Source organism: Streptomyces ficellus (assembly GCF_030406405.1).
Classification (GTDB): Bacteria; Actinomycetota; Actinomycetes; order Streptomycetales; family Streptomycetaceae; genus Streptomyces; species Streptomyces ficellus_B.
This window is the reverse complement of record NZ_JAUEPL010000034.1, coordinates 1-26,836: the sequence shown is the minus strand read 5'-3', so window position 1 is coordinate 26,836 and position 26,836 is coordinate 1. Positions and strand designations below refer to the sequence as shown.

The window sequence follows — 26,836 nt, the reverse complement described above, 5'->3', positions numbered from 1 at the left end:
GTCATAGAGGTGCGTGAGCGGGTGAACGCCCCGCCCTGTCGCCTCGTACTCCAGGGTGACGTTGTGACCACCGTGGAAGGGGAAGGGAACCCGAATGACCGGATCGCAGGGGACCAGCAGGGCAGTGGCGCGCCGCACCGTCGTCGCGGCGGCGGCGGGCGGGGCGGGGCTGGCGGCCGTGCTCACCGCGTGCGGAGGCCCGGACAGCCCGGCCGGGTCCGCTGCCGGGCAACCGGCGGCCGGGGGCACGACGGGGGCGGGGACCGGCGGGAGCACGGGGGGCGGCGGCGGGGGCCAGGTGCTGGCGAAGACGGCCGACATTCCCGAGGGCGGCGGCAAGGTGGTCGGCAAGGTCGTGGTGACCCAGCCGAGAGCGGGTGAGTTCAAGGCGTTCTCGGCCACATGCACGCACGCGGGCTGCGCGGTCAAGGACGTCGCCGACGGGGTCATCAACTGCCCCTGTCACGGCAGTCAGTTCGACGCGACGGACGGCAGCGTCAAGGCCGGTCCGGCGACCTCGCCGCTGCCTGCCGCGCGCATCACGGTCGATGGCGACTCGATCAAGCTCGCATGACGGTGAGGTGGCGGTCCCGGTCGCGGTCCGGTCGTGGACGTGGGCGCGGACGCGGACGCTGCGGCAGCCGAGGCCGTCGTCCGTGGCGGTGACCGTGGCCGCCGGCACGACGTGTTGCGGTCCATCGCGGGGGCGCGGTCGGACGAAAGGCCTCCACGATGGTGCCGGCCGGGACCACCACCGTATGGCCGAGGTGCACCGCGCCGTGCTCCGTGGCGGCCGGCCACCATGGCCGCCGACCGCCACGACCCCTCAGCTGCTCACCGACCGCCCCACCTCCCGAAGCGCCGCCACCGCCGCCCTGATCGACGGGCGCCGGTCCGCGTCCGTCCGCCACACCGCGTGGATGTGGCGCCGCATCTGATGGCGTACGGGCACGAGGACGACGCCCTCCGGTACGGCCCCCCGCCCCAGCCGCGGCGTGACACAGACCCCCAGCCCCGCCTGGATGAGGGCCAGTTGCGTATGGTGCTCCCCGGCCAGATGCGCGATCCGTGGTTCGATGCCCTTCGAGCGCAACGTGAACATCAGCCACTCGTAACAGAATTCGCCCTCCGGCCAGGACACCCACTCCTCGTGCGCGAGCTCCTCCAGATCGAGCTGCGCCCGTCCCGCGAGGGGATGGCCGGCGGGCAGCGCCACATCGGCGGCGTCGTCCAGCAGGTGCTCCCTGGCCAGCCCGGCCGGGACCGGCAGCCGCTTGTTGCTCCAGTCCAGCACCACCGCCAGGTCCATGTCGCCGCGCATCACGTGCCGGATTCCGTGCTCGGGCTCCAGCTCGCTGGTGCGGACGGCGAGGTCGGGGTGGTCCCTCCGCAGCGCGCGAACGGCCCCTGGGAACAGCCCGCGCGCCGCCGTCGGGAACCCGGCCAGCCGCACCTCGCCCACCACCTGGCCGCGCTGCGCCTCGATATCCGCCTGCGCCAGCTCCACCTGGGACAGGATGCGCGCCGCGTGGTCGGCGAGCAGACGGCCGGCGTCGGTCAGCCGCACCCCGCGCCCGTTCTTCGCCACCAGCTGCTGCCCCACCTCCCGCTCCAGCTTGGCGAGTTGCTGCGAGACCGCCGAGGTCGTCACGTGCAGACCGTCCGCCGCGCCGCTCACCGAGCCGTGCCGGGCGAGGGCGTCCAGGGTCCGCAGGCGCTCCAGGTTCAACATGTAAGCAATGCTAAGCGAACACCCCAAGCATAATTCGCTTGTCCTACGACATGGCTGACCGCCAAGGTGTTCGGCATGAGCACCGCAACCTCTTCCCGTTCGCTGCCCGCCACCCCGCCCCGGAGGCACGCAGGTGCGCCGCCCGCACCCCGCCGCAGCATCGACTGGCGTATCCGCTTCGCGGTGCTCTCCCTCATCTGGGGGTTCAGCTTCCTCCTCATCAAGGTGGCGACCCAGGCGTACGCCCCCTTCCAGGTCACCTTCGGTCGGCTGCTGTTCGGTACGGGCGTCCTGGCGGTTGCCATGGCGGTGAGGAAGGCGGGGCTGCCGCGCGGCGCGCGCACCTGGGGGCATCTGACGGTGGCCGCGTTCTTCCTCAACGCGCTGCCGTTCTCGCTCTTCGCGTACGCCGAGCTGACCATCCCGTCCACGCTCGCCGGTATCTGCAACGCCACCTCGCCGCTGTGGGGCATGGCGCTGTCCCTGGTCGCCCTCTCGGAGGACCGCCCCACGCGCCGCCGGGTGGCGGGTCTCGGGATCGGCTTCATCGGTGTCCTGACCGTGCTGGGTGCCTGGCAGGGCTTCTCCGGGCTGGACGTCACCGGGACCGTGATGGCCCTGCTCGCCTCGCTCAGCTACCCGATCGGCTGGATCTACGTGCGCCGTACGCTCGCCGGCCGCAGCGAGTCGCACCTCTCGCTGACCGGCGCGCAGCTCCTGCTGGCCACGCTGCAACTGGCGGTGGTGACCCCGCTGTTCACCACCTGGCCGACCACCTTCCCGGTCCTCCCGCTGCTCGCGGTGGTAGCCCTGGGCACGCTCGGTACGGGCCTGGCCGTACTGCTCCAGTACGGGATCGTCGCCGAGGTCGGTCCGACCACCGGCCAGATGGTCACCTACTTCATCCCGGTCATCGCCACCGCCGCCGGCGTCACCCTCCTGAACGAGGGCCTCACCTGGAACACGCCGGTCGGCGCGCTGATCGTGCTGGCGGGAGCGGCCCTCACCCAGAACCGCCCGAGGCCGGCGGCACCTCAGCCGTAACGCCGCGCCTCAGCCGTAACGCCGCGCCTCAACCATGACGCGGCGGCGCCTCGGCCCTGACCCAGAGCGGCCCAAGTCCGGCGATGGCCTCAGCCGTAACTGCGCGCCGCGACCGGGCCGACCGCCGCCGTCACCGCGTCGGCGAGCGGTCCGATGTCCGCCACCGGCAGGCCGGAGACGGTGATCCGTACGCCCGGCCCGGCGGCCAGCCGGAACCGTGCTCCCGGCGCGACCGCCCACCCCGCGTGCAGCAGGCGCGCCACCGCCCCGGTCTCGTCGGCCACCGGCACCCATACGTTCATCCCGCTGCGCCCGCGCGCCTCGACGCCCCGCTCCCCCAGTGCCCGTACGAGCGCGTCCCGCCGCTCCCCGTACGCCGCCGCGACCGCCCGCGCGTCCACGGCGCCCGTCTCCCACAGGTGCGCGACCGCGCGCTGCAACAGCCGGCTCACCCAGCCGGGCCCGAGCTGCTGCCGTCCGAGCACCCGGTCGACGGTGACCGCGTCGCCGGTCAGGGCGGCGACCCGTAGATCGGGGCCGTACGCCTTGGCGACCGACCGCACGAAGGCCCAGTGGCGCGTCGCGCCCGCCAGCGGACGCGGCGGTACGTCGACGAAGCCGTGCCCGTGGTCGTCCTCGATCAGGAGCACGCCGGGCCGTGCCTCCAGGACCCGCCGCAGCTGGGCCGCCCGCGCCGCGCCCACCGCCGCGCCCGTCGGGTTCTGCGCCCGGCACGTCACGATGAGCGCCCGCGCCCCGGCGGCGAGCGCCCGCTCCACCTCGGCCGGCAGCGGCCCCTCGTCGTCGAGGGCGACCGGCACGGGCTTCAGCCCGAGGGCCGGTACGAGGTCGAGGAGGCTGCCCCACCCGGGGTCCTCCAGGGCCACCGCGTCCCCGGGTCGCAGGTGCGCGGCCAGCACCCGTTCCACGGCGTCCAGCGAACCGGACGTGACGGCGACCGGCCCGTCCGGCACCCCGTCGGCGGTCAGCGCGGCGCGGGCGAGTCGCTCGAAGTCCTCGTCCACGGGCGCCTGGCCGTACAGCGCGGGGCGGTCGTCGTTGTGCCGCGCGGCGGCGGCCAGCGCGTCGCCCAGCGGCGGCAGCAGCGCGGGGTCGGGGTTGCCCTCCCCCACGTCCCGCACGCCCGCGGGCGCGTCGATCCGGATGGCCCCGCGCGCGGTGGTGGCCGGACGCGGGCGCACCCGGCTGCCCCGGCGCCCGGCGGTCTCGATCACCCCGCGCTCGCGCAGGGTGCGGTAGGCGGCCGCGACGGTATTGGGGTTGACGCCGAGAGCGGCCGCCAACTCCCGCATGGGCGGCAGCAGTCGGCCCGGTTCCAGCGCACCCGTACCCACGCCGTGCTCCACGCTCGCGGCGATCTCCGATGCGCGACGGCCCTCGATCCGATACTCTCCTAGCACAAACCAGATTATGCACTAGTGCAATGGAGTACGCAATGCCGGAGACCACCGTGGCCGAGGCGTCCTACGAGCCGACCGACCGCACCGTCCCCACCCGCTCCCGCGACAGGGCCTCCTACGACCGCGCCCTGGTGCACGCGATACTCGACGAGGCGTACGTCTGCCACCTCGGCTTCGTCCGCGACGGCGCGCCGGTCGTCCTGCCCACCCTGTACGGCCGGGTCGGCGAGCGCCTCTACGTCCACGGCTCCACCGGCTCGCGCCCGCTGCGCATGGCGGGCGAGCCGGAACCCGGCCTGGCCGTCTGCCTGACCGTCACCCACGTCGACGGCCTGGTCCTGGCCCGCTCCGCCTTCCACCACTCCATCAACTACCGCTCGGTCGTGGTCCACGGCACCGCCCACCAGGTCACGGACCCCGACGAGAAGCGCACCGCGCTCGACGCCCTGGTCGACCATGTCGTCCCGGGCCGCTCCCGCGACTCGCGCCCGGCCAACGCCAAGGAACTGGCCGCCACCGCGGTCCTCCGCCTCGACCTCGCGGAGGTGTCCGCCAAGCTCCGCACCGGCGGCCCGAGCGACGACCCGGAGGACCTCACGCTTCCTCACTGGACGGGCGTCCTGCCGCTCACCAGCGCCTACGGCACGCCCATTCCGGCCGCCGACCTCGACCCGGCCATCGCCCTCCCCGACTACCTCACCGCCCTCTGACCCCGGGGCCTCGGGCCCCAGGGCCTCGGGGCCCGGGCCGGGTTTCGGTACGGCGCGGGGCGGGGGAACACGCCCCCGCCCCGCGCCACTGGACGCTCAGGCCACCGGCCCCGCGCCACAGGGCACTCAGGCCACCGCCTCCGCCCGCCCTCGTCCCGCCGCGAGGCGCGCCTCGGCGACCGCCAGCCCGGCCACCGCCGTGAGCAGCAGCAGCGTGCCCGCGACCGTGGCCGTGGTCAGCCGCTCGTCGAGCACCGTGACCGCGATGAGGGCCGCGCTCACCGGCTCCAGGAGCATGATCACCGAGACGGTCGCGGCCCTCACCACGGCCGCGCCGGCGAAGTACAGCGCGTACGCCAGGGCGGTCGGCACAGCCGCCACGTACGCCAGCAGCCCGACCACCGTCGCGAGGTCGGCGGTCTGCGGGACGAGCCCCTCGGCCGCCGCCATCGGCAGCAGCCCGACCGCGCCCACCGCGAAGGCCCAGGTGCTTGTGGTCAGCGGGTCGGCGCCGCCGCCGTCCCGCCCAAGCCACCGCGTGGACAGCGTGATCGCGGCATACGCGGCGGCCGACAGCAGCGCGAGGCCCACCCCCGCGGGCCGCACGGTCCCAGCCTCACCGCCGAGCACCAGCACGGCGAGTCCGGCCAGGGCGCCAGCGACCGCCGTGACACCGCCGGCCCCGAGCCGCTCGCCCATGGTCAGCCGCGCGCCGAGCGCGATGAGCACGGGTCCGGCGCCCAGGGTGACGACGGTGCCGACCGCCAGGCCGGTCGCCTCGACGGCGGCGAAGTAGGCGCTCTGGAAGACGGTGAGGCCGATCCCCGTACCGAGGACGCGCAGCACCCGCCGCCCGCGCGGTTCGGCGGGCCTCGCCGGAGCGCCGCGGCCACGCCGCACGGCCAGCGCGGCGAGCAGCAGCGCGAGTCCGCCGGCGCAGCGCCAGAAGGACAGGGCCAGGGGACCGAGGTCACTGATCGCGAACACGACGGAGGCCGCGGCCCCCGCGGTCCCCCACGCGACTCCGGCGACGATGAGATAGAAGAGACTCCGCCCGACAGACATACCTGTGGACGCGGAGGAGGAATTCGACACGTGACTTCTCCGTGGAAGACCGATGGTTGGCCGCTCGACTCCGCACGCGGGCAGCGACGAACCGCCCGGGGACTGCCCGGGCCGGTCTTCGTCAGGAGCAGGAGTACGGGTTCAGGACCTCAGGAGCCCCGAACCGGTAGGGGGTGCCGCCCGCGTTACGCGGCAGGCGGCGGAAGTACGGTCGAATGCATGATCGTCACCTTACGTGGTGGTCCGTCCGGCCGACAACTCCCCCTCGGGCACCACCTGCTCCGACCCGGCCACCGGCCCGGACGGCGCCTTGGGCGCCGACGACTGGGCGATGAAGGCGCCGAGGAGCACCACCGCCCCGCCCAGGATCTGCGGCGCCGACAGGTGCTCCTTGAGCAGGACCCACGCCAGCACGGTGGCGATGACCGCCTCCAGACACGCGACCACGCCCGCCACCTGCGGGGAGAGCCTGCGTACGGAGATGACACCGGTGACGTACGCGAGGACGGTGGCGATCAGGACGACCCACCCGAGCAGCAGCCAGGCCGGAGCCATGGTGCCGCCCATGTCGGCGCCGCCGGCCAGCACGGACCAGTCCATGCCCCATGGCCGGGCGACGACGGTGAGGACGATCGTGCCGAAGAGCAGCCCGTACGCGATGACACCGAGCGGATCGGCGGGCTGCGAGCCGTCGCCGCCCTGGTCGGAGAGGACGAAGTAGCCGACCTGGCAGCAGGCGGCGCCCAGTGCGAGCAGCAGCCCGACCGCGTCGAAGCTCAGCCCGGACCACACCTCCACGACGCAGGCGAGCCCGCCGACCGCGAGGACCACACCCAGCGCCGCGGCGCGCGTCACGGGCCGGCGCTGCACGAACCGCACCCACCCGAGCACGAGCGCCGGGGCGAGGTACTCGATGAGCAGCGCGACCCCGACGGGGATACGGGAGATGGCCGCGAAGTAGCAGGCCTGTACGCCCGCGACGGCGAGCAGTCCGAAGCCGGCCAGCAGCGCGGGCCTGCGGCGCAACAGATCGCGGTGGCGCCACGCCACGGGCAGCATGACGAGCGCGGCGCCGGCCACCCGTAGCCACACCACGTGCAGCGGGTCGAGCCCCGCCTCGATCAGCGGCTTGGCCGCGACACCTGATCCACCGAATGCGAACGCCGAGGCCAGGGCGAGTCCCAGGCCGGCGCTTCTCCCCTGAGACGCGTGCATCGGCACATCATGACAGCAGCTCGTCAGCAGCGTAAGGGCCGTTACACCTGTTGAGACGGCTACCCGATCCGGGACGCCGGCGAGGCGTGTCGACCCCCGCGCGGGTGAGGATTTCGACCGCCCGGCACCCGGGATCGGCGGCCGGCGCGGCGAGCAGATCACGCCCGCCCACGCGCGGATCGTCCCGCCTCCCCGCCCGCTCCAGGGCGCCCTCCATCGCGGCGACGGCGGCGGGGGACCGCCCGGGCATGTCCGCCCGCGTCAGCAGCGGTACGGTCCCGGAGTCCTCGACCGCCCCCTGCCCGCGCAACCCGTATCCGATGCTGCGCTGCACCAGGCGCGTCCCACGGAAGTCGGGCGCACGCGACCGCTTCCTCCTCCTTACGGATAAGACCGCGGCCTTACGGATGAGACCGCGGCTCCGCCGGCGTGCCCTGACGGCGCGGGAAGCCGCCGGCGATCGTTTCGAGGCCAGGAACGCCGAATTGGCCTTGGCCCGCGGCTTCGCCCCGCCCCTACGGTCAGGTCCATGCGGATTCGAATCGTCGACGCGTTCACCGACCGTCCCTTCTCCGGCAACCCGGCGGGGGTCCTGCTCCTGGACGCCTTCCCGGACGACCACTGGCTCCAGAAGGTCGCCGCGGAGGTCAACCTCTCCGAGACGGCTTTCGCCCACCCGCTGCCCGCCGGCTCAGCGGCCGACTGGGCGCTGCGCTGGTTCACCCCGGTCACCGAGGTCGACATGTGCGGCCACGCCACGCTGGCCACCGCGCACGTCCTGCACACCACCGGCCGCGCGAGCGGACCGGTGCGCTTCGCCGCCCGGTGCGGCATCCTCTCCGCGACCGCGGCGGAGGACGGCTCCATCACGCTGGACTTCCCGACCTCACCGCTGACGCCCATCGAGGGTCCGGACGGGCTCGCCAAGGCGCTGGGCGCCGAGGTGGTCGGGGTTCACGCCACCGCGGGCCACATCGGTGACCTCCTCGTCGAGCTGCCGGACGAGCGCGCGGTGCGGTCCCTCATGCCGGATCTCACGGCGCTCGCGACCATGTCGGACCGGGGCATCATCGCCACCGCCGCCGCCGAGGACCCCGGGCGCGGCTACGACTTCGTCTCCCGCTGCTTCTTCCCCGCCGTCGGCATCGGCGAGGACCCGGTGACGGGCAGCGCGCACACCGCCCTCGCGCCCTTCTGGTCCGCCCGTTTCGGCCGCGACGAGCTGACCGGCCTCCAGGGCGGCGCCAGGACCGGCCTGGTCCGTACGGCGCTGCGCGGCGAGCGGACGCTGATGACCGGCACCGCGGTGACGGTCATCGAGGGCGACCTGCTCGCGTAACCACCAGGCCGTAGGCACAGCAGCTGTAGGCACAGCAGGGGGCGTACGCCACACCCGTACGCCCCCCAGGCGACCCTCACGGCGTCGGCAGCCACCCCACCCGGCCCGCCAGCAGCGCGTATCCGACGAACGCCACGATGTCGAGCAGCGCGTGGGCCACCACCAGCGGCCCCACCCGCCCCCACCGCCGGTACAGCAGCACGAAGACGACGCCCATCACCATGTTCCCGATGAACCCGCCGATGCCTTGGTACAGGTGGTAGGAGCCCCGCAGCACCGAGCTCGCCACCAGCGCGGCCATCGGCGTCCACCCCAGCTGCCCCAGTCTGCGGAGCAGATAGCCGACGACGATGACCTCCTCCAGTACGGAGTTCTGCACCGCCGACAGGATCAGTACCGGGAACTTCCACCACACCTCCGGCAGCGACTCGGGCACCACGGTCAGGTTGGCCCCCGCGGCCCGTGCCACCAGGTAGAAGGCGAGCCCCGCGCTGCCGATGCCGGCGGCAATCAGCGTCCCGCGCCCCAGGTCCGACCACGGGCGGCCGCGGTCGAAGCCGATCGCCCGCAGCCCCGCCCCTTCCCTCAGCAGCAGGTGCGCGACCAGCGCCACCGGCACCAGCGCCGTCGCGATCCCGAACAGCTGCCAGGCCAGGTCGAGCCAGGGGCGCCCCGGCGCGTACGAGGCGTTGAGCGTCGCCGCCTGGTCCTTCAGGCCGCCGGGTCTCGTCACCGAGCCGATGAAGCTGATCAGCGCGGAGACGGCACTCGCGCCCAGCGAGAGGGCCAGGACGAGCAGGGTCTCGGACCGCAAGGTCCGCACCGGCACGCCCTCTGCGGGAAGAGATTCAGCCACCTACTCGCACACCTGCCTCGGTCGGGCGTCCGCGCGCCGCCACCGCCATGGGACGTCATAGCTTGCCCGACGATCCCACGGCGTACGCGACCGGGGCGCCGCACCGGTGGCCAGGCGCCTCTACCCGGGTCAGCGCCTCCGCCCGGGTCAGCGCCTCCACCCGGGTCAGCGCCTCCGCCCGGGTCAGCGCGACCGCTCGGCGCGCTCTCCCGGGAATCCCACCGGCCAGGTGTGCACCGGGTCGCCCTGACGCATCAGCCGGCTGTACTGCCGGGTGGTCGCGGCGAGCGCCGCATCGCGCTCCAGCCCCGCTTCCAGCGCCCGGTGGAAGGTGTCGACCTGCCAGGACGCGCCGTTCACCCCGCGCCTGCACCGCTCCTCGATGATCCCGAGGTACCGGTCGCGGTCGGCGGGTTCGATGCCCCAGGCGTCGAGGCCGACCGCGGCGAGCGGCAGCAGTTCGTCCCGTACCAGCTTCACGACCGGCACCGTGGTGACCCCGCCGCTCCGGCCGGGGCGCGGCCAGCGCAGTTCGGCGTCGATGCCGTACCGGCCGGCGGTGTCGAAGTTCCGCGCGGCGTCGGCGAACGGCAGCCGCTTCCAGACGGGCCTGGCCTCCTCGGCGAGCGCGCGGACCAGACCGTAGTAGAAGGCCGCGTTGGCGATCACGTCGTCGACGGTCGGCCCGGCGGGCAGCACCCGGTTCTCCACGCGCAGGTGCGGGACGCCGTCCACGACCCCGTAGACGGGCCGGTTCCAGCGGTAGACCGTGCCGTTGTGCAGGACGAGTTCCTGGAGGGACGGCGTGCCGCCCTTGTCGAGGACCCGCAGCGGCTCCTCGTCGTCGCAGATGGGCAGCAGGGCGGGGAAGAACCGTACGTTCTCCTCGAAGAGCTCGTAAGCCGAACCGACCCACCGCTCGCCGAACCAGGTCCGCGGCCGCACGCCCTGCGCCTGGAGTTCGGGCGGCCGGGTGTCGGTGGCCTGGGTGAACAGCGGCGGGCGGGACTCGCGCCACAGCTCGCGGCCGAACAGGAACGGCGAGTTGGCGCCGACCGCGATCTGTACGGCGGCGATGGCCTGCGCGGCGTTCCACACGTCGGCGAACCGCTCAGGGGTGACCTGGAGGTGCAGCTGTACGGAGGTGCACGCGGCCTCGGGGGCAATGGAGCCGGCGGTGCTGCTCAGCCGTTCCACGCCGTCGATGTCGAGCGTGAAGCTCTCGCCGCGCGCGGCGACGATCTGGTCGTTGAGCAGCATGTAGCGGTCGACGTCCGAAAGGTTTCCGGAGACCAGATCCTGCGGGCCCAGAGTCGGCAGAATTCCGATCATCACAATGCCGGCATCGACCTCCTGCGCCTTGCGGTGCGCATATGCCAGCCCCGTGCGCAGCTCCTCGGCGAGCTGGTCGAAGACGCGCCCGCCGAGCCGGTGCGGCGCGATATTCACTTCCAGGTTGAACATTCCCAGTTCCGTCTGGAAATCGTGACTCGCGATGCGCTCCAGCACCTCGGCATTCATCATCCGCGGCATGCCGTCCGCACCCGCGAGATTCAGCTCGATCTCCAGGCCCATGAGATTCCGCGGCCGGTCGAACCTCTTCTCGGCAAGAAGGCGCTCCAGGCCCGTCAGGCACTCCTGCAACTTCCTGCGGTACCTCTGCCGATCGGACAGGTCGATTCCGCCTGCCGCGATCTTCTCACCCATCGAAGCGTCCTTCCTCGAGTGGGCAGCGCGCGGCATGCGCCGCTTCAACGTCACGGACGATAATGCCCAGCCGGACTGATCTGTAACTCCCCCGTGGACAGCACCTGGACGGTAGGCTGGATACGCCAGCCGTCCGGCACATTCCGAAGGCATGCGGCAGCGGGCAGTTACCACCCGCAAGACCGCCCGCAAGTCCGCCGGAAGGCCGCCGGAAGTCCGGCCGCACGTGCGGCGGGAAGTCCGCCGGAAGTCCGCCCGGCGGCGAGCGGCGGGGCAGGACGGAACACCGGCCACATTCGGCCTACCGCCTGCGCGGCAACACCGCTGGCCGAGACCCCGGCATCACGGGAAATCCCCAGAAACTTCGCATAAGAAAGACCGGATACGGCCTTGTCGGTAATATCGGCGGCGGCTAGCGGAAACAACGCGTGAACACGCGTCGTATAAACTCCGCGAACGAGGCAGAGAGTCGCGCCCGGCCATCGCCCGCCGGCCCCCCTCTGACCCCGAAGCTGACAGTGCCGTCCGCACCTTCCCTGGCATCACCCCTGTCTCTTTACTGAGAGGCGACCCACCATGCCGCTCCACGTCTCCGCCGCCCCCGCGCCTGCCCTCCGCAGTGTCCTCGCGGCCCTCGGCTCCCCCGCCGTCCGCGAGGCACACACGCCCGCTCTGCGCTCCGTCCAGGGACCGCTGAGCCCCGAACTCCCGCTTCCCGTCCATGTGCTTGACGTACGCGACCAGCTCGTGCCGCCCGCCGGCACACCGCGCACCCGACTGGCCGGCTGGCGGTTCCTGATCCGCGGCGGCGACCGGCCGGTCGCGGCCGCGGACACCATGCTCACCCCCGACGGGTGGGCGTTCTCGCATTTCTTCGAGGGCCCCTATCTCGCTTCCACGGAGCGCGCCCTGCGCCAGGCGGAGGCCATGCCCTCCCGTTACCAGCCGCGCCTGCTGTCCGTACCCGAGCTGTACATGCTGACCCTGTGGCTGCACGGGGACACCGACGCCGACCCGGCCGCCGGTTCCCCCGCCGCCACCGATCTGCTGGTCCCGCTGGCCCCCGCGCCCCCCGGGATCGCCCCGCACCTGCCGTACCGGGTAGCCGACCTGCTGCCCGTGCTGACGCTGCGGCTGGTGCCGCCACCGCTCCTGGAGTCAACGGCCTGATGACCCACCCCTCCGTTCGGACTAGCCCGGTGAGGCCATCACGAACCACCCAAAGGGACAGTGCGGTTGGGCTGAACCATCCGCGCGGGTGACACGTCATTGAGCAGGAGGAAGCGCTGTCGCGAAATCCCTGCGGATTGACGCCCGTGGGGCAACACTGGGAACGCACCAGACCGACTAACGGGGGGCGGCCATGAACACCGCATCGAGCCGCAGGACACACACCACATCGCAGCGAAAGAACCTACCCATGTGCCAGCACCAGCCAGCCTGTCCGACCGCCGACTCCGCCGACCGCGAGGCCGCCCGCCTGGTGGCTCACCACCCGGAGCAGGGCTGGAGCCTGCTGTGCAACGGCGTCCTTCTCTTCGAGGACACCGGTGAACTGCTGCCGGACGGGCAGATCATCGCTCCGCACCGGCCGCTGAGCACGACGCAGGTGATGACGGCCGCCTGAGGCACGGCACTGCACGGCATGCAGGGCATGCAGGGCATGCAGGGCATGCAGGGCATGAGACGGGGCCGGTACGGAAGTCCACTTCCGTACCGGCCCCTTCGTCATGCCCCCCGCGTCATGCTGCGACGCGGGTCAGTTGTCGTACTCGTCCAGCGGCGGGCACGAGCAGACGAGGTTGCGGTCGCCGAACGCCCCGTCGATGCGGCGCACCGGCGGCCAGTACTTGTCCGCCGGCGAGACGCCCGCCGGGAAGACCGCCTCCTCGCGGCTGTACGCGTGGTCCCACTCCCCGCCCAGCGCGGCCGCCGTGTGCGGGGCGCCCCGAAGCGGGTTGTCCTCGGCGCTCCACTCGCCCGAGGCGACCTTCTCGATCTCTCCACGGATCGCGATCATCGTGTCGCAGAACCGGTCGAGTTCGGCCAGGTCCTCGCTCTCGGTGGGCTCGATCATCAGCGTGCCGGCCACCGGGAAGGACATGGTCGGCGCGTGGAAGCCGTAGTCGATCAGCCGCTTGGCGATGTCGTCGACGCTGACGCCGGTCGCCTTGGAGATGGGCCGCAGGTCCACGATGCACTCGTGCGCGACGAGCCCCGCCGGGCCGGTGTAGAGCACCGGGTAGTGCGGCTCCAGGCGCTTGGCGATGTAGTTGGCGGCCAGCACGGCGACCTGCGTGGCGCGCTTGAGGCCCTCGCCGCCCATCAGCCGTACGTACGCCCAGGAGATCGGCAGGATGCCGGCCGAGCCCCACGGGGCGGCCGAGATCGGGCCGACGCCCGTGTCCGGTCCGGCGCTCGGCTGGAGCGGGTGGTTGGGCAGGTACGGGGCGAGGTGGGCGCGCACGCCGACCGGGCCGACGCCGGGGCCGCCGCCACCGTGCGGGATGCAGAAGGTCTTGTGCAGGTTCAGGTGCGACACGTCGCCGCCGAACTCGCCCGGCTTCGCCAGCCCGACCAGCGCGTTGAGGTTGGCGCCGTCCACGTACACCTGGCCGCCCGCCTCGTGCACCTGGGCGCAGATGTCGGCGACGTGCTCCTCGAAGACCCCGTGCGTGGACGGGTAGGTGATCATCAGCACGGACAGCTCGTCGCGGTACTGCTCGATCTTGGCGCGCAGGTCCTCGACGTCGATCTCGCCGTCGTCGGCGGTCTTGACGACCACGACCTTCATCCCGGCCATCACGGCGCTGGCGGCGTTGGTGCCGTGCGCGGACGACGGGATCAGGCAGACCGTGCGTCGGCTGTCGCCGTTGGCGCGGTGGTACGCGCGGACGGCGAGCAGGCCCGCCAGCTCGCCCTGCGAACCGGCGTTGGGCTGGATGGAGACCTTGTCGTAGCCGGTGACCTCGGCGAGGCGCTCCTCCAGCTCACGGATCAGGGTCAGGTAGCCCTGGGCCTGGTCGACCGGCGCGAAGGGGTGGATCTGCGCGAACTCCGGCCAGGTGACCGGCTCCATCTCGGTGGTCGCGTTCAGCTTCATGGTGCAGGAGCCGAGCGGGATCATGCCCCGGTCCAGCGCGTAGTCGCGGTCGGCGAGCTTGCGCAGGTAGCGCAGCATCGCGGTCTCGGAGCGGTGCACGTGGAAGACGGGGTGGGTGAGGTACGCGTCGGAGCGCAGCCACGCCTCGGGCAGCGCGTCGGCGGTGGTGGCGTCCAGTGTCTCGATGTCGCCGACCACCCCGAAGGCGTCCCAGACGGCGGCGAGCTGCGCGCGGCCGGTGGTCTCGTCACAGGCGGCGGAGACGTGGTCGGCGTCGACGAGGCGCAGGTTGACCCCGTTCTCGCGGGCGGCGGCGACGGCCTCGGCGGCCTTGCCCGGCACCCGGACGGTCACCGTGTCGAAGAACGTGTCGTGCACGACGTCCACGCCACCGGCCCGCAGGCCCTCGGCGAGCACGGCCGCGTACCGGTGGACGCGCCGGCCGATCTGGTTCAGCCCCTCGGGGCCGTGGTAGACGGCGTACATCCCGGCCATGACGGCGAGCAGCACCTGCGCGGTGCAGATGTTGCTGGTGGCCTTCTCACGGCGGATGTGCTGCTCACGGGTCTGGAGCGCCAGGCGGTAGGCCTTGTTCCCGTCCGCGTCCACCGAGACGCCGACGAGCCGGCCCGGCAGGCTGCGGGCGAACTTCTCCCGCACGGCCATGTAACCGGCGTGCGGGCCGCCGAAGCCCATCGGCACACCGAACCGCTGGGTGGTGCCCACGGCGATGTCGGCGCCGAGCTCGCCGGGAGAGGTGAGCAGGGTCAGGGCGAGCAGGTCGGCGGCCACGGTGACGATCGCGCCCAGCTCGTGGGCCCGCTCGATGACCGGCTTGATGTCCCGTACGGCACCCGAGGCGCCCGGGTACTGGATCAGCACACCGAACACGCCGCGCTCGGCCACCTCGTCCGGGATGCCCTCGCTCAGGTCGGCGACGACGACCTCGACCCCGGTCGGCTCGGCGCGGGTCTCGATGACGGCGATGGTCTGCGGCAGGGCGTCGGCGTCGACCAGGAAGACGCCGTTCTTGACCTTGCCGACGCGGCGGGCCAGCGACATGGCCTCGGCGGCCGCGGTGCCCTCGTCGAGCAGCGAGGCACCCGAGGTGGGCAGCCCCGTCAGGTCGGCGACCATGGTCTGGAAATTGAGCAGCGCTTCCAGGCGGCCCTGCGAGATCTCCGGCTGGTACGGGGTGTACGCCGTGTACCAGGAGGGGTTCTCCATGACGTTGCGCAGGATGACCGGCGGCGTGAAGGTGCCGTAGTAACCGAGGCCGATCATCGGGGCGAGCACCTGGTTGCGGTCCGCGAGCGAGCGCAGCTCGGCGAGCACCTCGGCCTCGGTGCGCGCGGCCGGCAGCCCGAGCGCCTCGGCGCTCTTGATGACGTCCGGGACCGCGGCGGCCGTGAGCTCGTCGAGCGAACCGTAGCCGACCTGGGCGAGCATCTTGGCCCGGGCCTCGGCGTCGGGCCCGATGTGCCGCTGCTCGAACGGTGTGCCCTGTTCGAGTAGGGAAAGCGGAATGCGGTTGGCGGTCATTGCGGAGGCCTCCTGGTCGATGCGACCTGCGAGGGGCACCACGGCGCGGGTGCCCGGACGGCCTCCCCCTCTGTCATCTCAACCTGAGAGCTTCGCCGGACACCCCACAGGGGCCGTCCGGTTTTCACCGTCGGTGAGAGCGGATGCCGTCCGACGCCCGCCCTGCTTTCCAGAGTGACCTCGTCCGTGCGGTACCGGGTGCCTGAGAGATTCCGGGGAGGATTTGCTCCTTCGGCGCCTCCGGAAGGTTTCTCCGGAGGACTCTCCCGCACGGGGTCAGCGGCCGTCTGCCAGCCTACCAGCGAGGTCCACACCCGATCCCTCGAGTGGCCGACGTCACCGATGTGCACTTTCGTAGTGTCCATAGAGCGGTTGCGACCAGTTGGAGGGACCGTGCAGACCGATATCGATCCGCGCAGCCTGATCGGCCGCAAGGCCTTCGACCGCAACGGCCACAAGATCGGCACCATTGACGAGGTATACCTGGACGACGCGACGGGCGTACCGGAATGGGCCGCCGTCCGCACGGGCCTGTTCAGCCGCGACGCCTTCGTCCCCCTGGGGCCCAGCGACCTGGTGGACGACGCGCTGCACATCCCCTACGACCGCTCGCTCATCAAGGACGCCCCGGACTTCGGCGTGGGCCGTCACCTCTCACCCGAGCAGGAAGTCCAGCTCTACCACCACTACGGCATCGCCCTGCCGGCACCGCCCCCACCGGACCGGGACTTCGGCAAGCTCGCGGGCCAGGACGACTGATCCGGACGAGCGGCAGCGGCTCGGACGGTTCCAGCAGGGGGTCGTCCGACCGGAACGTACGCACCCGCCCCGGCGGTGACCCGGGCTCCTCGAACCGCACGGTCACCCGTCCCAGCCCGCTGCCCTGCACCCACCCCGCCCCGTACTCGCCGTGCCGTACGTCCTGGCCGGCCAGCCACCGCCGCTCCGCAGGCCCTTCCTCCCCGCCGACCCCACCGGCCCCGCCCCCCGCCGCGCTGCCCGCGCCGAGCGCAGCCGGCTGCCCGCCCGGCCCCGCCCCGCCCGGCACATCCGCCTCGGCCACCAAGCCCGGCTCGCCGCCCCCCGCCCCCTCGGCACCTACCGCCTCGGCCCCCGCCTCCCCCGCCTCCGCCCGCTCCGCCTCCGCGCGCTCCGCCGCGGCCTGCGCGAACAGGTCCTCCTGGGTGTAGTCGGCCAGCCCCGTGACGCCCACGCCCAGCAGGCGCACACCGCCCGTGGTGTCCACCGCCTCCAGCAGCCGCGCCGCCGCCTCGCGCACCACCGCCGGGTCGTCCGTCGGCCCCCGCAGCGTCTCGGACCTGGTGAGCGTCGAGAAGTCATAGCGCCGCACCTTCAGCACCACCGTCCGCCCCGAACGGCCCGCCGCCCGCAGCCGCTGCACACACCGCTCGGCCAGCCGCTCCACCTCCGTCCGTACCCGCACCCGGTCGTGCAGGTCCACGTCGAAGGTGTCCTCCACCGACACCGACTTGGCGTCCCGCTCCGCCACGACCGGCCGGTCGTCGTACCCCATCGCCATCCGGTACAGCGATGTCCCGTGCGCCCTGCCCAGCAGCCGCACGAGCTCGTCCTCGCCCGCCTCCGCCAGGTCCGCCACCGTCGTCATCCCGGCCCGCCGCAGATGCTCTCCCGTCGCCGGCCCCACGCCCGGCAGGATGCGCACCGACTTCGGCGCGAGCAGCTCCCGCTCGGTGCCCGGCACGATCAGCACCAGCCCGTCCGGCTTGGCCTCCTCCGACGCGATCTTCGCGATCATCTTGGAGCCGGCCAGCCCCACGGACCCGGTCAGGCCCGTGACCGCGTGAATGTCCCTGCGCAGCCGCTCACCCGCCCGGCGCGCCGTCACCGCGTCATGGGCCGAGCCCCCCGCCTCCAGATCCACGAAGGCCTCGTCCAGGCTCAGCGGCTCCACGAGCGGCGACAGCTCCCGCAGCAGCTCCATGACCTGCTCGCTGACCGTCCGGTAGAGCGAGAACCGCGGCACCAGGTACGCGGCGTTGGGCGCCAGCCGCCGCGCCTGCGCCATGGGCATCGCCGAGTGCACCCCGAACCGTCGCGCCTCGTACGACGCGGTGGCCACGACGCCCCGGGGCCCGAGCCCGCCCACCACGACCGGCTTTCCGCGCAGACTGGGCTTCGCCGCCTGCTCGGCGGCGGCATAGAAGGCATCCATGTCCAGATGCAGAATCGTCGGCGCGGGTCTCACACCACCGATGCTGCCCCACACCACTGACAATCGCCCGTACACACGTACGGAGAGCCGGTCAGACGGCCCTGTCACGCCTCCGCCGCGCGAGTTCGTCCGAGGGGTTGTGCCCGATCAGCGTCTCTCCGGTGTCGATACGCTCCCCGTGCAGCTGGGACAGCGCCGCTTCGACATCCCGCCACACCACGCCCACGGCGATCCCGAAGATCCCCTGCCCGCCCTGCAACAGGTCCACGACCTCGTCCGGCGACGAGCACTCGTACACCGTCGCCCCGTCGCTCATCAGCGTCATCCGCTCCAGGTCGCGAAAGCCCCGGGCGCGCAGGTGCTGGACGGCGGTGCGGATGTTCTGCAGGGCGACACCCGTGTCCAGGAACCGCTTCACGATCTTCAGGACGACGACGTCCCGGAAGCTGTAGAGGCGCTGGGTTCCCGACCCGTACGCGGGCCGTACGCTCGGCTCGACCAGCCCCGTACGCGCCCAGTAGTCCAGCTGCCGGTAGGTGATCCCGGCCGCCGCGCAGGCGGTGGGCCCCCGGTAGCCAATGGTGTCGGTGGCCGCGTCCGCCGTACCCACAGGAACCGCACTCCCGTGCGAGGGGTCGGGCACACTTCCGTGAAGCGGATACGGCCCGCTCTCTCCCAGACTTCGTCCGGGGAGACCCCCAGTCGCACCGTCGCCGCTGCTCATCACGCCGACCCTCCGTCCTTGACCTGCCATCTCGACGGTAGGCAGTCGCCCGGGGTGCGTCAACGATCGCCACACTCGGCACGCCGAGTGATAATCACCCTGAGAGTGGTTTCCCGTATCCCGATTCCGGGAAAGCATGGCTGAATGGGCGGAAAGCCCTCAGGCTCCCAGGTCGCCGCACCGCCGGTCGGACACTCCGTCACGCACCCTCCGTCAGGCACCCCCGTCAGACATCGCGTCAGACGCTCCGGGACGGAGTACGGAGTCACTGGCTGCTGGACCCGAAGTCCTCGGGAGAGATCTGGTCGAGGAACTCGCGGAACTTCTCCACCTCGTCCTCCTGCTCGTCGGGGATGGCGATTCCGGCGTCGTCGAGCACCCCATCGCTTCCGAAGATCGGGGTCCCGGTACGCAAGGCCAGCGCTATGGCGTCGGAGGGCCTGGCACTCACCTCGACCCCGCTGGCGAAGACCAGCTCCGCGTAGAAGACCCCTTCGCGCAGGTCCGTGATGCGGACCTCGGTCAGCTCCTGGCCCACGGCCTCGAGCACGTCCTTGAAGAGGTCATGAGTGAGCGGCCGGGCAGGGGCCATGCCCTGCTGGGCGAAGGCGATCGCCGTTGCCTCCCCCGGACCGATCCAGATCGGGAGGTACCGGTCGCCTCCCACTTCACGCAGGAGCACGATCGGCTGGTTGGACGGCATTTCCACCCGGACACCGACAACATCGAGCTCGTTCACATTGCAACCCTAGGACGTGCCGGACCGGTTTGGATAGTCGGGCCCTGCCAAGATCAGTACAAGCGGATGCCGAGGGCCGTCTGCACCAGCGCCGCGTGCAGCCGTACGGACAGTGCCGCCAGCTCTTTCGCGGTCGCCTCGGCATGTGCCCTGGTCTGCGGATTACGGTGCCTGCGCAGCGGCGCCACCACCTGTTCGACCAGTCCCGCCTCCCGGTCGGCGGCGGCTTTCACCGCCCGCAGATGCCTCGGTTCCAGACCGAATCTGCCCAGCTCCGCGACGAGTTTCGCCACGGTCACCGCTTCGGCGTCGTAGCCGCCGTCCGAAGCCGGTGTGATCAGCCCGTACGACTCCCACGCGGCGAGCTCCTCCTCGCCGGCACCGGCGGCCGCCAGGAGCTCCGCCCGGCCCACCCGGGCGGCGGTCGGGCGGTCCTCGCCGGCCTCCCACGGGTTGCCGTCCAGCGATTCACGCTGCGGCCCGGGGGCGGACGGAAGCCGCACCTGCTCGCCGCGCTCCACCGCGTCCAGGTGCTCCCGGATCACCTTCAGCGGCAGGTAGTGGTCCCGCTGCATCCGCAGGATCCGCGCCAGCCGCTCCACGTCGCGCGGGCTGAACTTCCGGTATCCGGAAGCCGTCCGCTGCGGCTCGACGAGCCCCTCAGACTCCAGGAACCTGATCTTGGAGATCGTGACTTCGGGAAACTCTTCACGCAGCTGGTGGAGCACCGTACCGATGCTCACCAGCTGATCCGCCGCGTCGGCGGTGCCGTGGCCGGCACCGCCCGTCGTGGTTCGCAGCATGGGCCTTCCCTGCCGGGTCACACGCCTCGCTGGCTCCCGTAGAAGACCAGCCGGTACTTACCGATCTGCACCTCGTCGCCGTTGGACAGCGGAACCGAGTCGATCCGCTCGCGGTTGACGTAGGTGCCGTTGAGGCTGCCGACGTCCGAGACGGTGAAGGTCCCGTCCGGCGACCTGTGGAACTCCGCGTGACGCCGTGACACGGTCACGTCGTCCAGGAAGATGTCGCTCTGGGGATGCCGGCCCGCCGTGGTCAGGTCGCTGTCCAGGAGGAAGCGGCTGCCCGAATTCGGACCGCGCCGCACCACCAGGAGCGCCGAACCGAGCGGCAGCGCCTCGACGGCGGCCTGCGCCTCGGGCGAGAGCGACGGCAGCTGGGTCTGGCCGGTGACCTCGGAGTCGTACGCCTCCAGACCGGAGATCGAGATCGTCGACGTCGTCTCGGACGCGCGCTCCGCGGGGACTCCGCCTCGCAACGGCGCGCCGCAGTTGGAGCAGAACCGGCTCGCCTCGGCGTTGCGGTGCCCGCACCTGGTACAAACCGGCATGGACGAATCCTCCTGCCGCGGCTGGCCCGCGTGGGCGCTGGTCGCGTACGGGTCGGGCGCAAACCCTCCACCCGTACTCGAGGTTGACGGATCTCCGAAACCTATGCGGCCGGGACCGGCAGGGTCAACAGACGCGCCCTGGCCCCCCGGAATGTCACCGCCCGGACCCGCTACCTCGTCACGGAAGAGCGGGCGCTCGCCGCTCTGCTCCTCATTCTGGCCATGACGCGGCGCGCGATGCTTGGCAGTGCCGCTGCCGTCCTCGCGTGCGCTCTTGCCGAACAACTTCGCAAACAACTTCACGGGCGATTCCCCTTGAACGAAACAGACCCGCCCGTGGGGCAGGACGAACCCTGAATGAACACACCTGCCGACCCGGACATTCTCACAACGTCCGTACCCTCCGGACAGTTTCCACCACGCACCAAGCCGGTGGTGCGCCGACCCCCCGCAACCTTGTGCCCCAGCTCCCGCCGGATCGGTCGTGCCGACCTGACCGACTGGACCGGACCCTGCCGTGCGACCCCCATGCACCCCCGCCTCACTGCGATGACGACCGAGCGTAGTCAGGCCGCTCCGCCGGTCGCAAGGCGTCCACGACGATCTTCTCCGACCGGGTCACCGTGGCGGTGGCCTGCTCCTTCTCCAGGGTCTGCACGACGCCTCCCGGGATGTTCAGCGCCGGTTCGAGGTCCTGCGGTTTGCCGATGACCTCGAAGCGGTACGGAGCCTTGATCCGCCGGCCGTCCACCTCTATGGCCCCCGCCTCACCCGAGAAGTACGTGTCCGCGACGACCCGGATCCCATTGACCTGGATCGCCTCGGCACCGGCCGCCCGCAGCTCCTGGATCGCGTCGAGCAGCATGTCCGACTCGACGGCCCCGGCTCCGTCATCGATGGTCAGCGTGATCCCGGGCCCCCGGGCAGCCACCGTACCGGCCAGGATGCCCAGCTGGCGTTCCTTTTCCAGCGTCTGCTTACGCGCCTCTTCCGCCTGGTCGGAACTGTTCTCCAGCTCCGTACGCTGGTCCTCCAGGCGCGCCTTCTCGTCCTCCAGGCGCTGCGTGCGGTCGTCCAGCTCGTCGAGGATCCGCACCAGGTCCTCCTGCCGCGCCCCGCGCAGCGCGCCGGTGTCGCTGGTCGAGCGCACCTGGATGGCCAGGCCCAGCCCCAGGCCGAACAGCAGCAGGGCCACGATGAGTTGCGCGCGGGTGACGCGCGGCGGCCACAGGCCCGCGAGCAGCCGCTGACGGCCGCTCTGCGACTCCTGCGCCGGCTTCTGGTTCGGGGTCTCGTCGTTGCTCATCGGCCTCACGCCCGGAACACGTGCCGCCGGATGGCGGCGGCGTTGGAGAAGATCCGGATGCCGAGCACGACCACCACGCCGGTGGACAGTTGCGCGCCGACGCCCAGCTTGTCGCCCAGGAACACGATCAGCGCGGCCACGACGACGTTCGACAGGAACGAGACGACGAAGACCTTGTCCACGAAGATCCCGTCGAGCATGGCCCGCAGGCCGCCGAAGACCGCGTCCAGGGCGGCGACGACGGCGATGGGCAGGTACGGCTCCACCACGGCCGGCACCTCGGGCCGGATGAACAGTCCGACCACGACTCCCACGACGAGGCCCAGTACGGCGATCAAGATGTGCCCTTCCCTGTTTCGGCCGTGCCCTGCCCGTCACCCTCTCCGGCTCCGGTGATGCCCGGCTGTGCTGTACGTACGATCAGGCTCGGCGCGGCCGGCAGACGCACCTCGTCCTGGCGCGAAATACTGGTGCGGATGCCGAAGTTCTCCCGCAGCGCGTGCAGGTAGTGGCCGTCGGCGCTGTCCTGAAACGTCGTACTCAGCTTCTTTCCGTCCCCCACCGCCAGCACCGTGTACGGCGGCACCAGCGGCTTGTTGTCGACCAGTATGGCGTCGCCCGCCGCGCGGATCGCGGACAGGGCGGTCAGGCGCTGCCCGTTGATGGCGATCGCCTCGGCGCCCGACTGCCAGAGCCCGTTGACGACCCGCTGCATGTCACGGTCCCGGACCCGGCCCGTATCGGCGAAGCCACTGCTCTCGCGCGGCCCGCCGCCGTCCTCGTCGCTGCCCTTGGCGTCATCGACGACCAGCTTCACCCCGGGCCCCTGCACGGCCGTCGCCCCGGACAGCAGCGCCACGAGCTGTCCCTGGTCACCGCCGTGCTCCTGCAGCGCCTCGCGCTGCCGCTCCCCCACCTCGGTACGCAGCGCCTCGATCTGTTTCTCCAGGCCGTCCACGGTCGAGGTCTCCGACTGGATGCGGTCGATGAGCTCCTCGCGCTCCTTCGCCACCACCGGTGCCGAGATCTGCGCCTGCGCGGCACCGAGCGTGACGATCGCCGCGGCCAGTACGAGCCCGGCCGCCAGCCCGAGCTTCGTCCGCAGCGTACGGGGCAGGCCGCCGCCCTGGGCGTCCCTGCGGGCCGAGGCCTCCGCGTACCCGTCGTCCAGCGCGTGGTCCATCACATTGGTCAGCAGCGACATGGACGCGTCGGGACGCGGAGGCGGGGAGCCGGTGCTCCGAACGGGGGGCTGCTGCGACATGCCGCTCATCGTCGCACGTCGGACTGACTACCGCCGAATGGCCCCACCGGTGTACCGGAAGGCGCCCCAGGACGCCTTCCGGTACACCGTTGTACAGCCTTGTACGTCAGCGACCTGCGCTGTCCACCACGGCGGCCCACTCGTCGAGCAGCGCCTGCGCGGACGCGTCGTCGGGTCCTTCCGCCCACAGATGGGTGACGGCCTCGGCCGGGTCGGGCAGCACCATCACCCACCGGCCATCGGCCTCGACGACACGCACGCCGTCGGTGGTGTCCACGTGCCGGTCCCCGGCCTCCTCCACGACCCGGCGCATCACGAGCCCCTTGACGGCCCATGGCGTGGCCAGGTCCCGCTTCAGCACATGCGCCCGCGGAATGCGCGCGTCGATCTGACTGAGGGTGAGCTGTGTACGCGCCACCAGCCCAATCAGCCGGACGAACGCCGCCGTACCGTCGAAGACGCTGCTGAACTCCGGCACGATGAACCCACCGCGGCCGTCGCCGCCGAAGATGGTCGACTCCTCCCGGCCCACCCGGGTCAGGTCGTCCGGAGACGTCGTCGTCCAGTCCACCTGCGTGCCGTGGTACGCCGCGACCTGCTCGGCGATCCTCGTCGTCGTCACGGGCAGCGCCACCCGGCCGCTGCGCCGCTCGGCCGCCACCAGGTCCAGCATGACCAGCAGCGCCCGGTCGTCCTCGATGATCCGGCCGCGCTCGTCCACGAGGGACAGCCGCTCGCCGACCGTGTCGAACCGCACGCCGAACGCCGCCCGCGCCGACGCCACTATCTCTCCGAGCCGTACCAGCCCGGCACGACGGGACTCGGCCGACTCGGTGGGCCGCGACTCGTCAAGGCCGGGGTTGATGGTCAGGGAGTCCACCCCGAGCCGTCCCAGCAGGCTGGGCAGAACGAGCCCGGCGCTGCCGTTGGACGCGTCCACGACCACCTTGAGCCCCGCGTCGGCGACCCCGGTCGTGTCGACGTTCCGCAGCAGCGAGCCGGTGTACGAGTCGAAGACGCTGGACGGGAAGCTCAGGTCACCGATCTCGCCAGGGAACGCCCGCCGGTACTCCTGGCGCGCGAAGACCCGGTCCAGCTTGCGCTGGCCGGCCTGGGAGAGATCCGCACCGCGCTCGTCGAAGAACATGATGTCCACCGAGTCGGGCACACCTGGCGTCGTCCGGATCATGATGCCGCCGGCGCTTCCCCGCGCCGTCTGCTGCCGCGCGACGGGCAGCGGCACATTCTCCAGGTCGCGTACGTCGATGGCACTGGCCTGGAGCGCGGAGATCACCGCCCGCTTGAGGGCCCGCGCGCCCCTGGAATGGTCACGTGCCGTGGTGACCGTGGCGCCCTTCTTCAGGGTCGTGGCATACGCACCGGCAAGCCGTACCGCCAGCTCCGGTGTGATCTCCACATTGAGGATGCCCGAGACGCCCCGGGCTCCGAACAGATGCGCCTGCCCGCGCGATTCCCAGATCACCGAGGTATTGACGAAGGCACCGGCCTCGATCGTCTTGAACGGGTAGACCCGCACATTGCCCTGGACGATCGATTCCTCACCGACGAGGCATTCGTCGCCGATGACGGCTCCGTCCTCGATACGAGCGGCCCGCATGATGTCGGTGTTCTTGCCGATCACACAGCCGCGGAGGTTGCTGTGCTGGCCGATGTAGACGTTGTCGTGAACAACCGCCTTGTGCAGGAAAGCGCCGCTCTTCACGACCACGTTCGACCCGACGACGGTGTGTTCGCGGATTTCCACCCCGGCCTCGACCTTGGCGTAGTCCCCGATGTACAGGGGACCGCGGAGAACCGCGTCCGGATGGACCTCGGCGCCTTCGGCGACCCACACCCCCGGAGAGATCTCGAAGCCGTCGAGCTCGACGTCGACCTTCCCTTCGAGTACGTCGGCCTGGGCCTTGACGTAGCTCTCGTGGGTGCCGACGTCCTCCCAGTAGCCCTCGGCGACATAGCCGTAAATCGGCTTGCCTTCCTTCATGAGCTGCGGGAAGACATCCCCGGACCAGTCGACCGGAACGTCCGCTTCTACGTAATCGAAGACCTCGGGCTCCATCACATAGATGCCCGTGTTCACCGTGTCGGAGAAGACCTGCCCCCAGGTGGGCTTCTCCAGGAAGCGCTCCACCTTTCCTTCCTCGTCCACGATGGTGATACCGAATTCAAGGGGATTGGGGACCCGGGTCAGGCATACGGTGACCAGCGCGCCCTTTTCCTTGTGAAATGCGATGAGGTCAGTCAGATCGAAATCGGTGAGCGCATCGCCGGAGATAACGAGGAAGGCGTCGTCCTTCAGCGCTTCCTCAGCGTTCTTGACACTTCCCGCAGTGCCGAGTGGCTTCTCCTCGTTGGCATAGGTCAGTTCCATGCCGAGCTCTTCGCCGTCGCCGAAGTAATTCTTTACCAGCGAGGCGAGAAACTGCACGGTCACGACGGTCTCATTGAGCCCGTGCCGCTTGAGCAGCCGCAGCACATGCTCCATGATCGGCCGGTTGGCGACCGGCAGGAGCGGCTTGGGCATGCTTGAGGTCATGGGGCGAAGTCGAGTTCCTTCGCCACCGGCCATAACGACGGCCTTCATGTCGGAAGCGTCCTCCTTGCGAAGATGACGGTCAAGCCGACTTCGCCCGTCCGTGCTCTTACGCAAGCACTGCACGGCATCAGACAGACGGGCTCAATCGGCTGGGGTGTCCGCCTTGACAAGTCGGCGGACCTGGACCACATACAGGATCCCTGCCCACCAATAGAGAGTTGTACCCCATCCGGCGAACGCCCACCCGAAAACTTCAGCGAGTGACGAAAGCCATCCAGTGCCGTCACTGAGCAGGAGGAGGGGGAAGGCGTACATCAAGTTGAACGTGGCGGCCTTGCCGAGGAAGTTCACCTGTGGCGGTGGATAGCCATGCCGGCGAAGGATGCCCACCATCACCAGCAGCATCAACTCCCGCGCCAAAAGGGCCGCGGTCAGCCACAGTGGCAGGATCTCACGCCACGTCAGACCGACAAGAGTCGAAAGGATGTAGAGCCGGTCCGCCGCAGGGTCCAGGAGCCGCCCCAGGCGGCTGATCTGGTTCCAGCGTCGAGCCAGCTTGCCGTCGAGGTAGTCGCTGACACCGCTGAGCATGAGCACGAGCAATGCCCAGCCGTCGCTCTTCGGCCCACCGAACTCGGGGCGAAGAATCAGCCACAGGAAGAGCGGCACACCCAGCAGGCGAGCCATGCTGAGGACGTTGGGGATGGTGAGGACCCGGTCCGTCTGTACGCGGGTCTCCTGAACCTCCACCCGGGGGCCTCCTGTGGAAACGTGCCAACGATGCCCCATGACTTTACCGTCAGCCCCGCCGGGCCGGCGCACAGGGGTGGCAAAGGCACCTGGACGCAGGAAAGCCCCGCACCAGAAGGTGCGGGGCTTTCCCACAATAATTGTTCGGCGGTGTCCTACTCTCCCACAGGGTCCCCCCTGCAGTACCATCGGCGCTGAAAGGCTTAGCTTCCGGGTTCGG

23 protein-coding genes, 1 rRNA gene, 2 pseudogenes and 1 riboswitch are annotated in these 26,836 nt (G+C 71.3%); of the genes and pseudogenes, 7 read left to right on the top strand and 19 right to left on the bottom strand.

Annotation, left to right across the window (positions count from 1 at the left end):
• Positions 1–94 precede the first annotated feature (94 nt).
• Positions 95–574, top strand: coding sequence for a Rieske (2Fe-2S) protein (locus tag QWM81_RS21100; RefSeq protein ID WP_290113740.1), 480 nt, complete (start codon positions 95–97; stop codon positions 572–574).
• Between the two features lie 252 nt (positions 575–826).
• On the opposite strand, the gene QWM81_RS21095 is transcribed toward QWM81_RS21100, so the two are convergent.
• Complete coding sequence (locus QWM81_RS21095) at positions 827–1,732, bottom strand: LysR family transcriptional regulator (protein ID WP_290113739.1); 906 nt, start codon at positions 1,730–1,732, stop codon at positions 827–829.
• A gap of 75 nt (positions 1,733–1,807) precedes the next feature.
• Here QWM81_RS21095 and QWM81_RS21090 point away from each other — a divergent pair, with 75 nt between their 5' ends.
• Positions 1,808–2,776, top strand: a complete 969-nt coding sequence (locus QWM81_RS21090; protein WP_290113738.1) for a DMT family transporter — start codon at positions 1,808–1,810, stop codon at positions 2,774–2,776.
• 89 nt (positions 2,777–2,865) lie between these two features.
• On the opposite strand, the gene QWM81_RS21085 is transcribed toward QWM81_RS21090, so the two are convergent.
• Positions 2,866–4,197, bottom strand: coding sequence for an aminotransferase class I/II-fold pyridoxal phosphate-dependent enzyme (locus QWM81_RS21085; RefSeq protein WP_290113737.1), 1,332 nt, complete (start codon positions 4,195–4,197; stop codon positions 2,866–2,868).
• Between the two features lie 23 nt (positions 4,198–4,220).
• Between QWM81_RS21085 and QWM81_RS21080 the strand changes: the two genes are divergently transcribed.
• Positions 4,221–4,907, top strand: a complete 687-nt coding sequence (locus QWM81_RS21080; protein ID WP_290113736.1) for a pyridoxamine 5'-phosphate oxidase family protein — start codon at positions 4,221–4,223, stop codon at positions 4,905–4,907.
• 126 nt (positions 4,908–5,033) lie between these two features.
• Here QWM81_RS21080 and QWM81_RS21075 read toward each other — a convergent pair whose 3' ends face one another.
• From QWM81_RS21075 to QWM81_RS21065, 3 genes and pseudogenes are all read right to left on the bottom strand, one after another.
• On the bottom strand, positions 5,034–5,972 hold the full coding sequence (locus QWM81_RS21075) for a DMT family transporter (RefSeq protein WP_290113735.1): 939 nt from the start codon (positions 5,970–5,972) through the stop codon (positions 5,034–5,036).
• 231 nt (positions 5,973–6,203) lie between these two features.
• Complete coding sequence (locus tag QWM81_RS21070) at positions 6,204–7,187, bottom strand: EamA family transporter (RefSeq protein WP_290113734.1); 984 nt, start codon at positions 7,185–7,187, stop codon at positions 6,204–6,206.
• A gap of 7 nt (positions 7,188–7,194) precedes the next feature.
• Positions 7,195–7,524: pseudogene (locus tag QWM81_RS21065) on the bottom strand (hypothetical protein); the annotation flags it as partial.
• Between the two features lie 192 nt (positions 7,525–7,716).
• Here QWM81_RS21065 and QWM81_RS21060 point away from each other — a divergent pair.
• Complete coding sequence (locus tag QWM81_RS21060) at positions 7,717–8,526, top strand: PhzF family phenazine biosynthesis protein (protein ID WP_290113733.1); 810 nt, start codon at positions 7,717–7,719, stop codon at positions 8,524–8,526.
• A 76-nt stretch (positions 8,527–8,602) separates the two neighbouring features.
• Here the strand turns inward: QWM81_RS21060 and QWM81_RS21055 are convergent, their stop codons facing one another.
• Entirely contained in the window at positions 8,603–9,382 is a 780-nt protein-coding gene (locus QWM81_RS21055; RefSeq protein ID WP_290113732.1) for a CPBP family intramembrane glutamic endopeptidase, read from the bottom strand.
• Between the two features lie 183 nt (positions 9,383–9,565).
• Positions 9,566–11,089, bottom strand: a complete 1,524-nt coding sequence (locus QWM81_RS21050; RefSeq protein ID WP_290113731.1) for a glutamate-cysteine ligase family protein — start codon at positions 11,087–11,089, stop codon at positions 9,566–9,568.
• Between the two features lie 576 nt (positions 11,090–11,665).
• Here QWM81_RS21050 and QWM81_RS21045 point away from each other — a divergent pair.
• Both QWM81_RS21045 and QWM81_RS21040 read left to right on the top strand, forming a co-directional pair.
• Positions 11,666–12,259 carry a hypothetical protein gene (locus tag QWM81_RS21045; RefSeq protein WP_290113730.1) on the top strand — a complete coding sequence of 198 codons (594 nt, stop codon included), beginning with the start codon at positions 11,666–11,668 and terminating at the stop codon, positions 12,257–12,259.
• 250 nt (positions 12,260–12,509) lie between these two features.
• Positions 12,510–12,716 (top strand): DUF5999 family protein, encoded by a 207-nt coding sequence (locus QWM81_RS21040; RefSeq protein ID WP_290113729.1) that lies wholly within the window; start codon positions 12,510–12,512, stop codon positions 12,714–12,716.
• 132 nt (positions 12,717–12,848) lie between these two features.
• Here the strand turns inward: QWM81_RS21040 and gcvP are convergent, their stop codons facing one another.
• A complete protein-coding gene (gene gcvP, locus QWM81_RS21035) occupies positions 12,849–15,734 on the bottom strand; it encodes an aminomethyl-transferring glycine dehydrogenase (protein WP_290113728.1) in 2,886 nt (961 codons plus the stop codon).
• A gap of 179 nt (positions 15,735–15,913) precedes the next feature.
• Positions 15,914–16,013: riboswitch (glycine riboswitch) on the bottom strand.
• Positions 16,014–16,127: 114 nt separating this feature from the next.
• Between gcvP and QWM81_RS29165 the strand changes: the two genes are divergently transcribed.
• Positions 16,128–16,493 carry a PRC-barrel domain-containing protein gene (locus QWM81_RS29165; RefSeq protein WP_353938327.1) on the top strand — a complete coding sequence of 122 codons (366 nt, stop codon included), beginning with the start codon at positions 16,128–16,130 and terminating at the stop codon, positions 16,491–16,493.
• Here QWM81_RS29165 and QWM81_RS21025 read toward each other — a convergent pair.
• From QWM81_RS21025 to rrf, 11 genes and pseudogenes are all read right to left on the bottom strand, one after another.
• Positions 16,399–17,961, bottom strand: a pseudogene (locus QWM81_RS21025) (DNA polymerase IV); the annotation flags it as partial. The gene QWM81_RS29165 and the pseudogene QWM81_RS21025 overlap by 95 nt on opposite strands.
• A 58-nt stretch (positions 17,962–18,019) precedes the next feature.
• Entirely contained in the window at positions 18,020–18,652 is a 633-nt protein-coding gene (locus QWM81_RS21020; RefSeq protein ID WP_290113726.1) for a MerR family transcriptional regulator, read from the bottom strand.
• A 265-nt stretch (positions 18,653–18,917) separates the two neighbouring features.
• Positions 18,918–19,391, bottom strand: coding sequence for a bifunctional nuclease family protein (locus QWM81_RS21015; protein ID WP_158985224.1), 474 nt, complete (start codon positions 19,389–19,391; stop codon positions 18,918–18,920).
• 53 nt (positions 19,392–19,444) lie between these two features.
• A complete protein-coding gene (ftsR, locus tag QWM81_RS21010; protein ID WP_290113725.1) occupies positions 19,445–20,194 on the bottom strand; it encodes a transcriptional regulator FtsR in 750 nt (249 codons plus the stop codon).
• A 17-nt stretch (positions 20,195–20,211) separates the two neighbouring features.
• Entirely contained in the window at positions 20,212–21,153 is a 942-nt protein-coding gene (locus QWM81_RS21005) for a double zinc ribbon and FHA domain-containing protein (RefSeq protein WP_290113790.1), read from the bottom strand.
• Positions 21,154–21,283: 130 nt separating this feature from the next.
• Positions 21,284–22,048, bottom strand: coding sequence for a DUF881 domain-containing protein (locus QWM81_RS21000; protein ID WP_290113724.1), 765 nt, complete (start codon positions 22,046–22,048; stop codon positions 21,284–21,286).
• Positions 22,049–22,053: 5 nt separating this feature from the next.
• The gene (locus QWM81_RS20995; protein ID WP_064068997.1) at positions 22,054–22,386 is read right to left on the bottom strand and encodes a small basic family protein; all 333 of its coding nucleotides are present in this window, start codon (positions 22,384–22,386) and stop codon (positions 22,054–22,056) included.
• The gene (locus QWM81_RS20990; RefSeq protein WP_290113723.1) at positions 22,383–23,312 is read right to left on the bottom strand and encodes a DUF881 domain-containing protein; all 930 of its coding nucleotides are present in this window, start codon (positions 23,310–23,312) and stop codon (positions 22,383–22,385) included. The genes QWM81_RS20995 and QWM81_RS20990 overlap by 4 nt, the downstream gene beginning before the upstream one ends.
• Positions 23,313–23,418: 106 nt before the next feature.
• Positions 23,419–25,914: a mannose-1-phosphate guanyltransferase gene (locus QWM81_RS20985; RefSeq protein WP_290113722.1), complete on the bottom strand. Its 2,496-nt coding sequence runs from the start codon at positions 25,912–25,914 to the stop codon at positions 23,419–23,421.
• Between the two features lie 93 nt (positions 25,915–26,007).
• Entirely contained in the window at positions 26,008–26,616 is a 609-nt protein-coding gene (gene clsA, locus QWM81_RS20980) for a cardiolipin synthase ClsA (protein WP_290113721.1), read from the bottom strand.
• 142 nt (positions 26,617–26,758) lie between these two features.
• Positions 26,759–26,836: ribosomal RNA gene (gene rrf / locus QWM81_RS20975) — 5S ribosomal RNA — on the bottom strand; the annotation flags it as partial.

Bases quoted from the DNA above. Each gene is read 5' to 3' on its own strand.
- QWM81_RS21090 (WP_290113738.1), top strand. From the start codon at position 1,808: ATGAGCACCGCAACCTCTTCCCGTTCGCTGCCCGCCACCCCGCCCCGG.
- QWM81_RS21060 (WP_290113733.1), top strand. From the start codon at position 7,717: ATGCGGATTCGAATCGTCGACGCGTTCACCGACCGTCCCTTCTCCGGC.
- gcvP (WP_290113728.1), bottom strand. From the start codon at position 15,734: ATGACCGCCAACCGCATTCCGCTTTCCCTACTCGAACAGGGCACACCG.
- QWM81_RS21070 (WP_290113734.1), bottom strand. From the start codon at position 7,187: ATGCACGCGTCTCAGGGGAGAAGCGCCGGCCTGGGACTCGCCCTGGCC.
- QWM81_RS21095 (WP_290113739.1), bottom strand. From the start codon at position 1,732: ATGTTGAACCTGGAGCGCCTGCGGACCCTGGACGCCCTCGCCCGGCAC.
- QWM81_RS20990 (WP_290113723.1), bottom strand. From the start codon at position 23,312: ATGTCGCAGCAGCCCCCCGTTCGGAGCACCGGCTCCCCGCCTCCGCGT.
- QWM81_RS21080 (WP_290113736.1), top strand. From the start codon at position 4,221: ATGGAGTACGCAATGCCGGAGACCACCGTGGCCGAGGCGTCCTACGAG.
- QWM81_RS21075 (WP_290113735.1), bottom strand. From the start codon at position 5,972: ATGTCTGTCGGGCGGAGTCTCTTCTATCTCATCGTCGCCGGAGTCGCG.
- QWM81_RS21050 (WP_290113731.1), bottom strand. From the start codon at position 11,089: ATGGGTGAGAAGATCGCGGCAGGCGGAATCGACCTGTCCGATCGGCAG.
- QWM81_RS21020 (WP_290113726.1), bottom strand. From the start codon at position 18,652: ATGAGCAGCGGCGACGGTGCGACTGGGGGTCTCCCCGGACGAAGTCTG.
- QWM81_RS21000 (WP_290113724.1), bottom strand. From the start codon at position 22,048: ATGAGCAACGACGAGACCCCGAACCAGAAGCCGGCGCAGGAGTCGCAG.
- QWM81_RS21100 (WP_290113740.1), top strand. From the start codon at position 95: ATGACCGGATCGCAGGGGACCAGCAGGGCAGTGGCGCGCCGCACCGTC.
- ftsR (WP_290113725.1), bottom strand. From the start codon at position 20,194: ATGCTGCGAACCACGACGGGCGGTGCCGGCCACGGCACCGCCGACGCG.
- QWM81_RS20985 (WP_290113722.1), bottom strand. From the start codon at position 25,914: ATGAAGGCCGTCGTTATGGCCGGTGGCGAAGGAACTCGACTTCGCCCC.
- QWM81_RS21040 (WP_290113729.1), top strand. From the start codon at position 12,510: ATGTGCCAGCACCAGCCAGCCTGTCCGACCGCCGACTCCGCCGACCGC.
- QWM81_RS21045 (WP_290113730.1), top strand. From the start codon at position 11,666: ATGCCGCTCCACGTCTCCGCCGCCCCCGCGCCTGCCCTCCGCAGTGTC.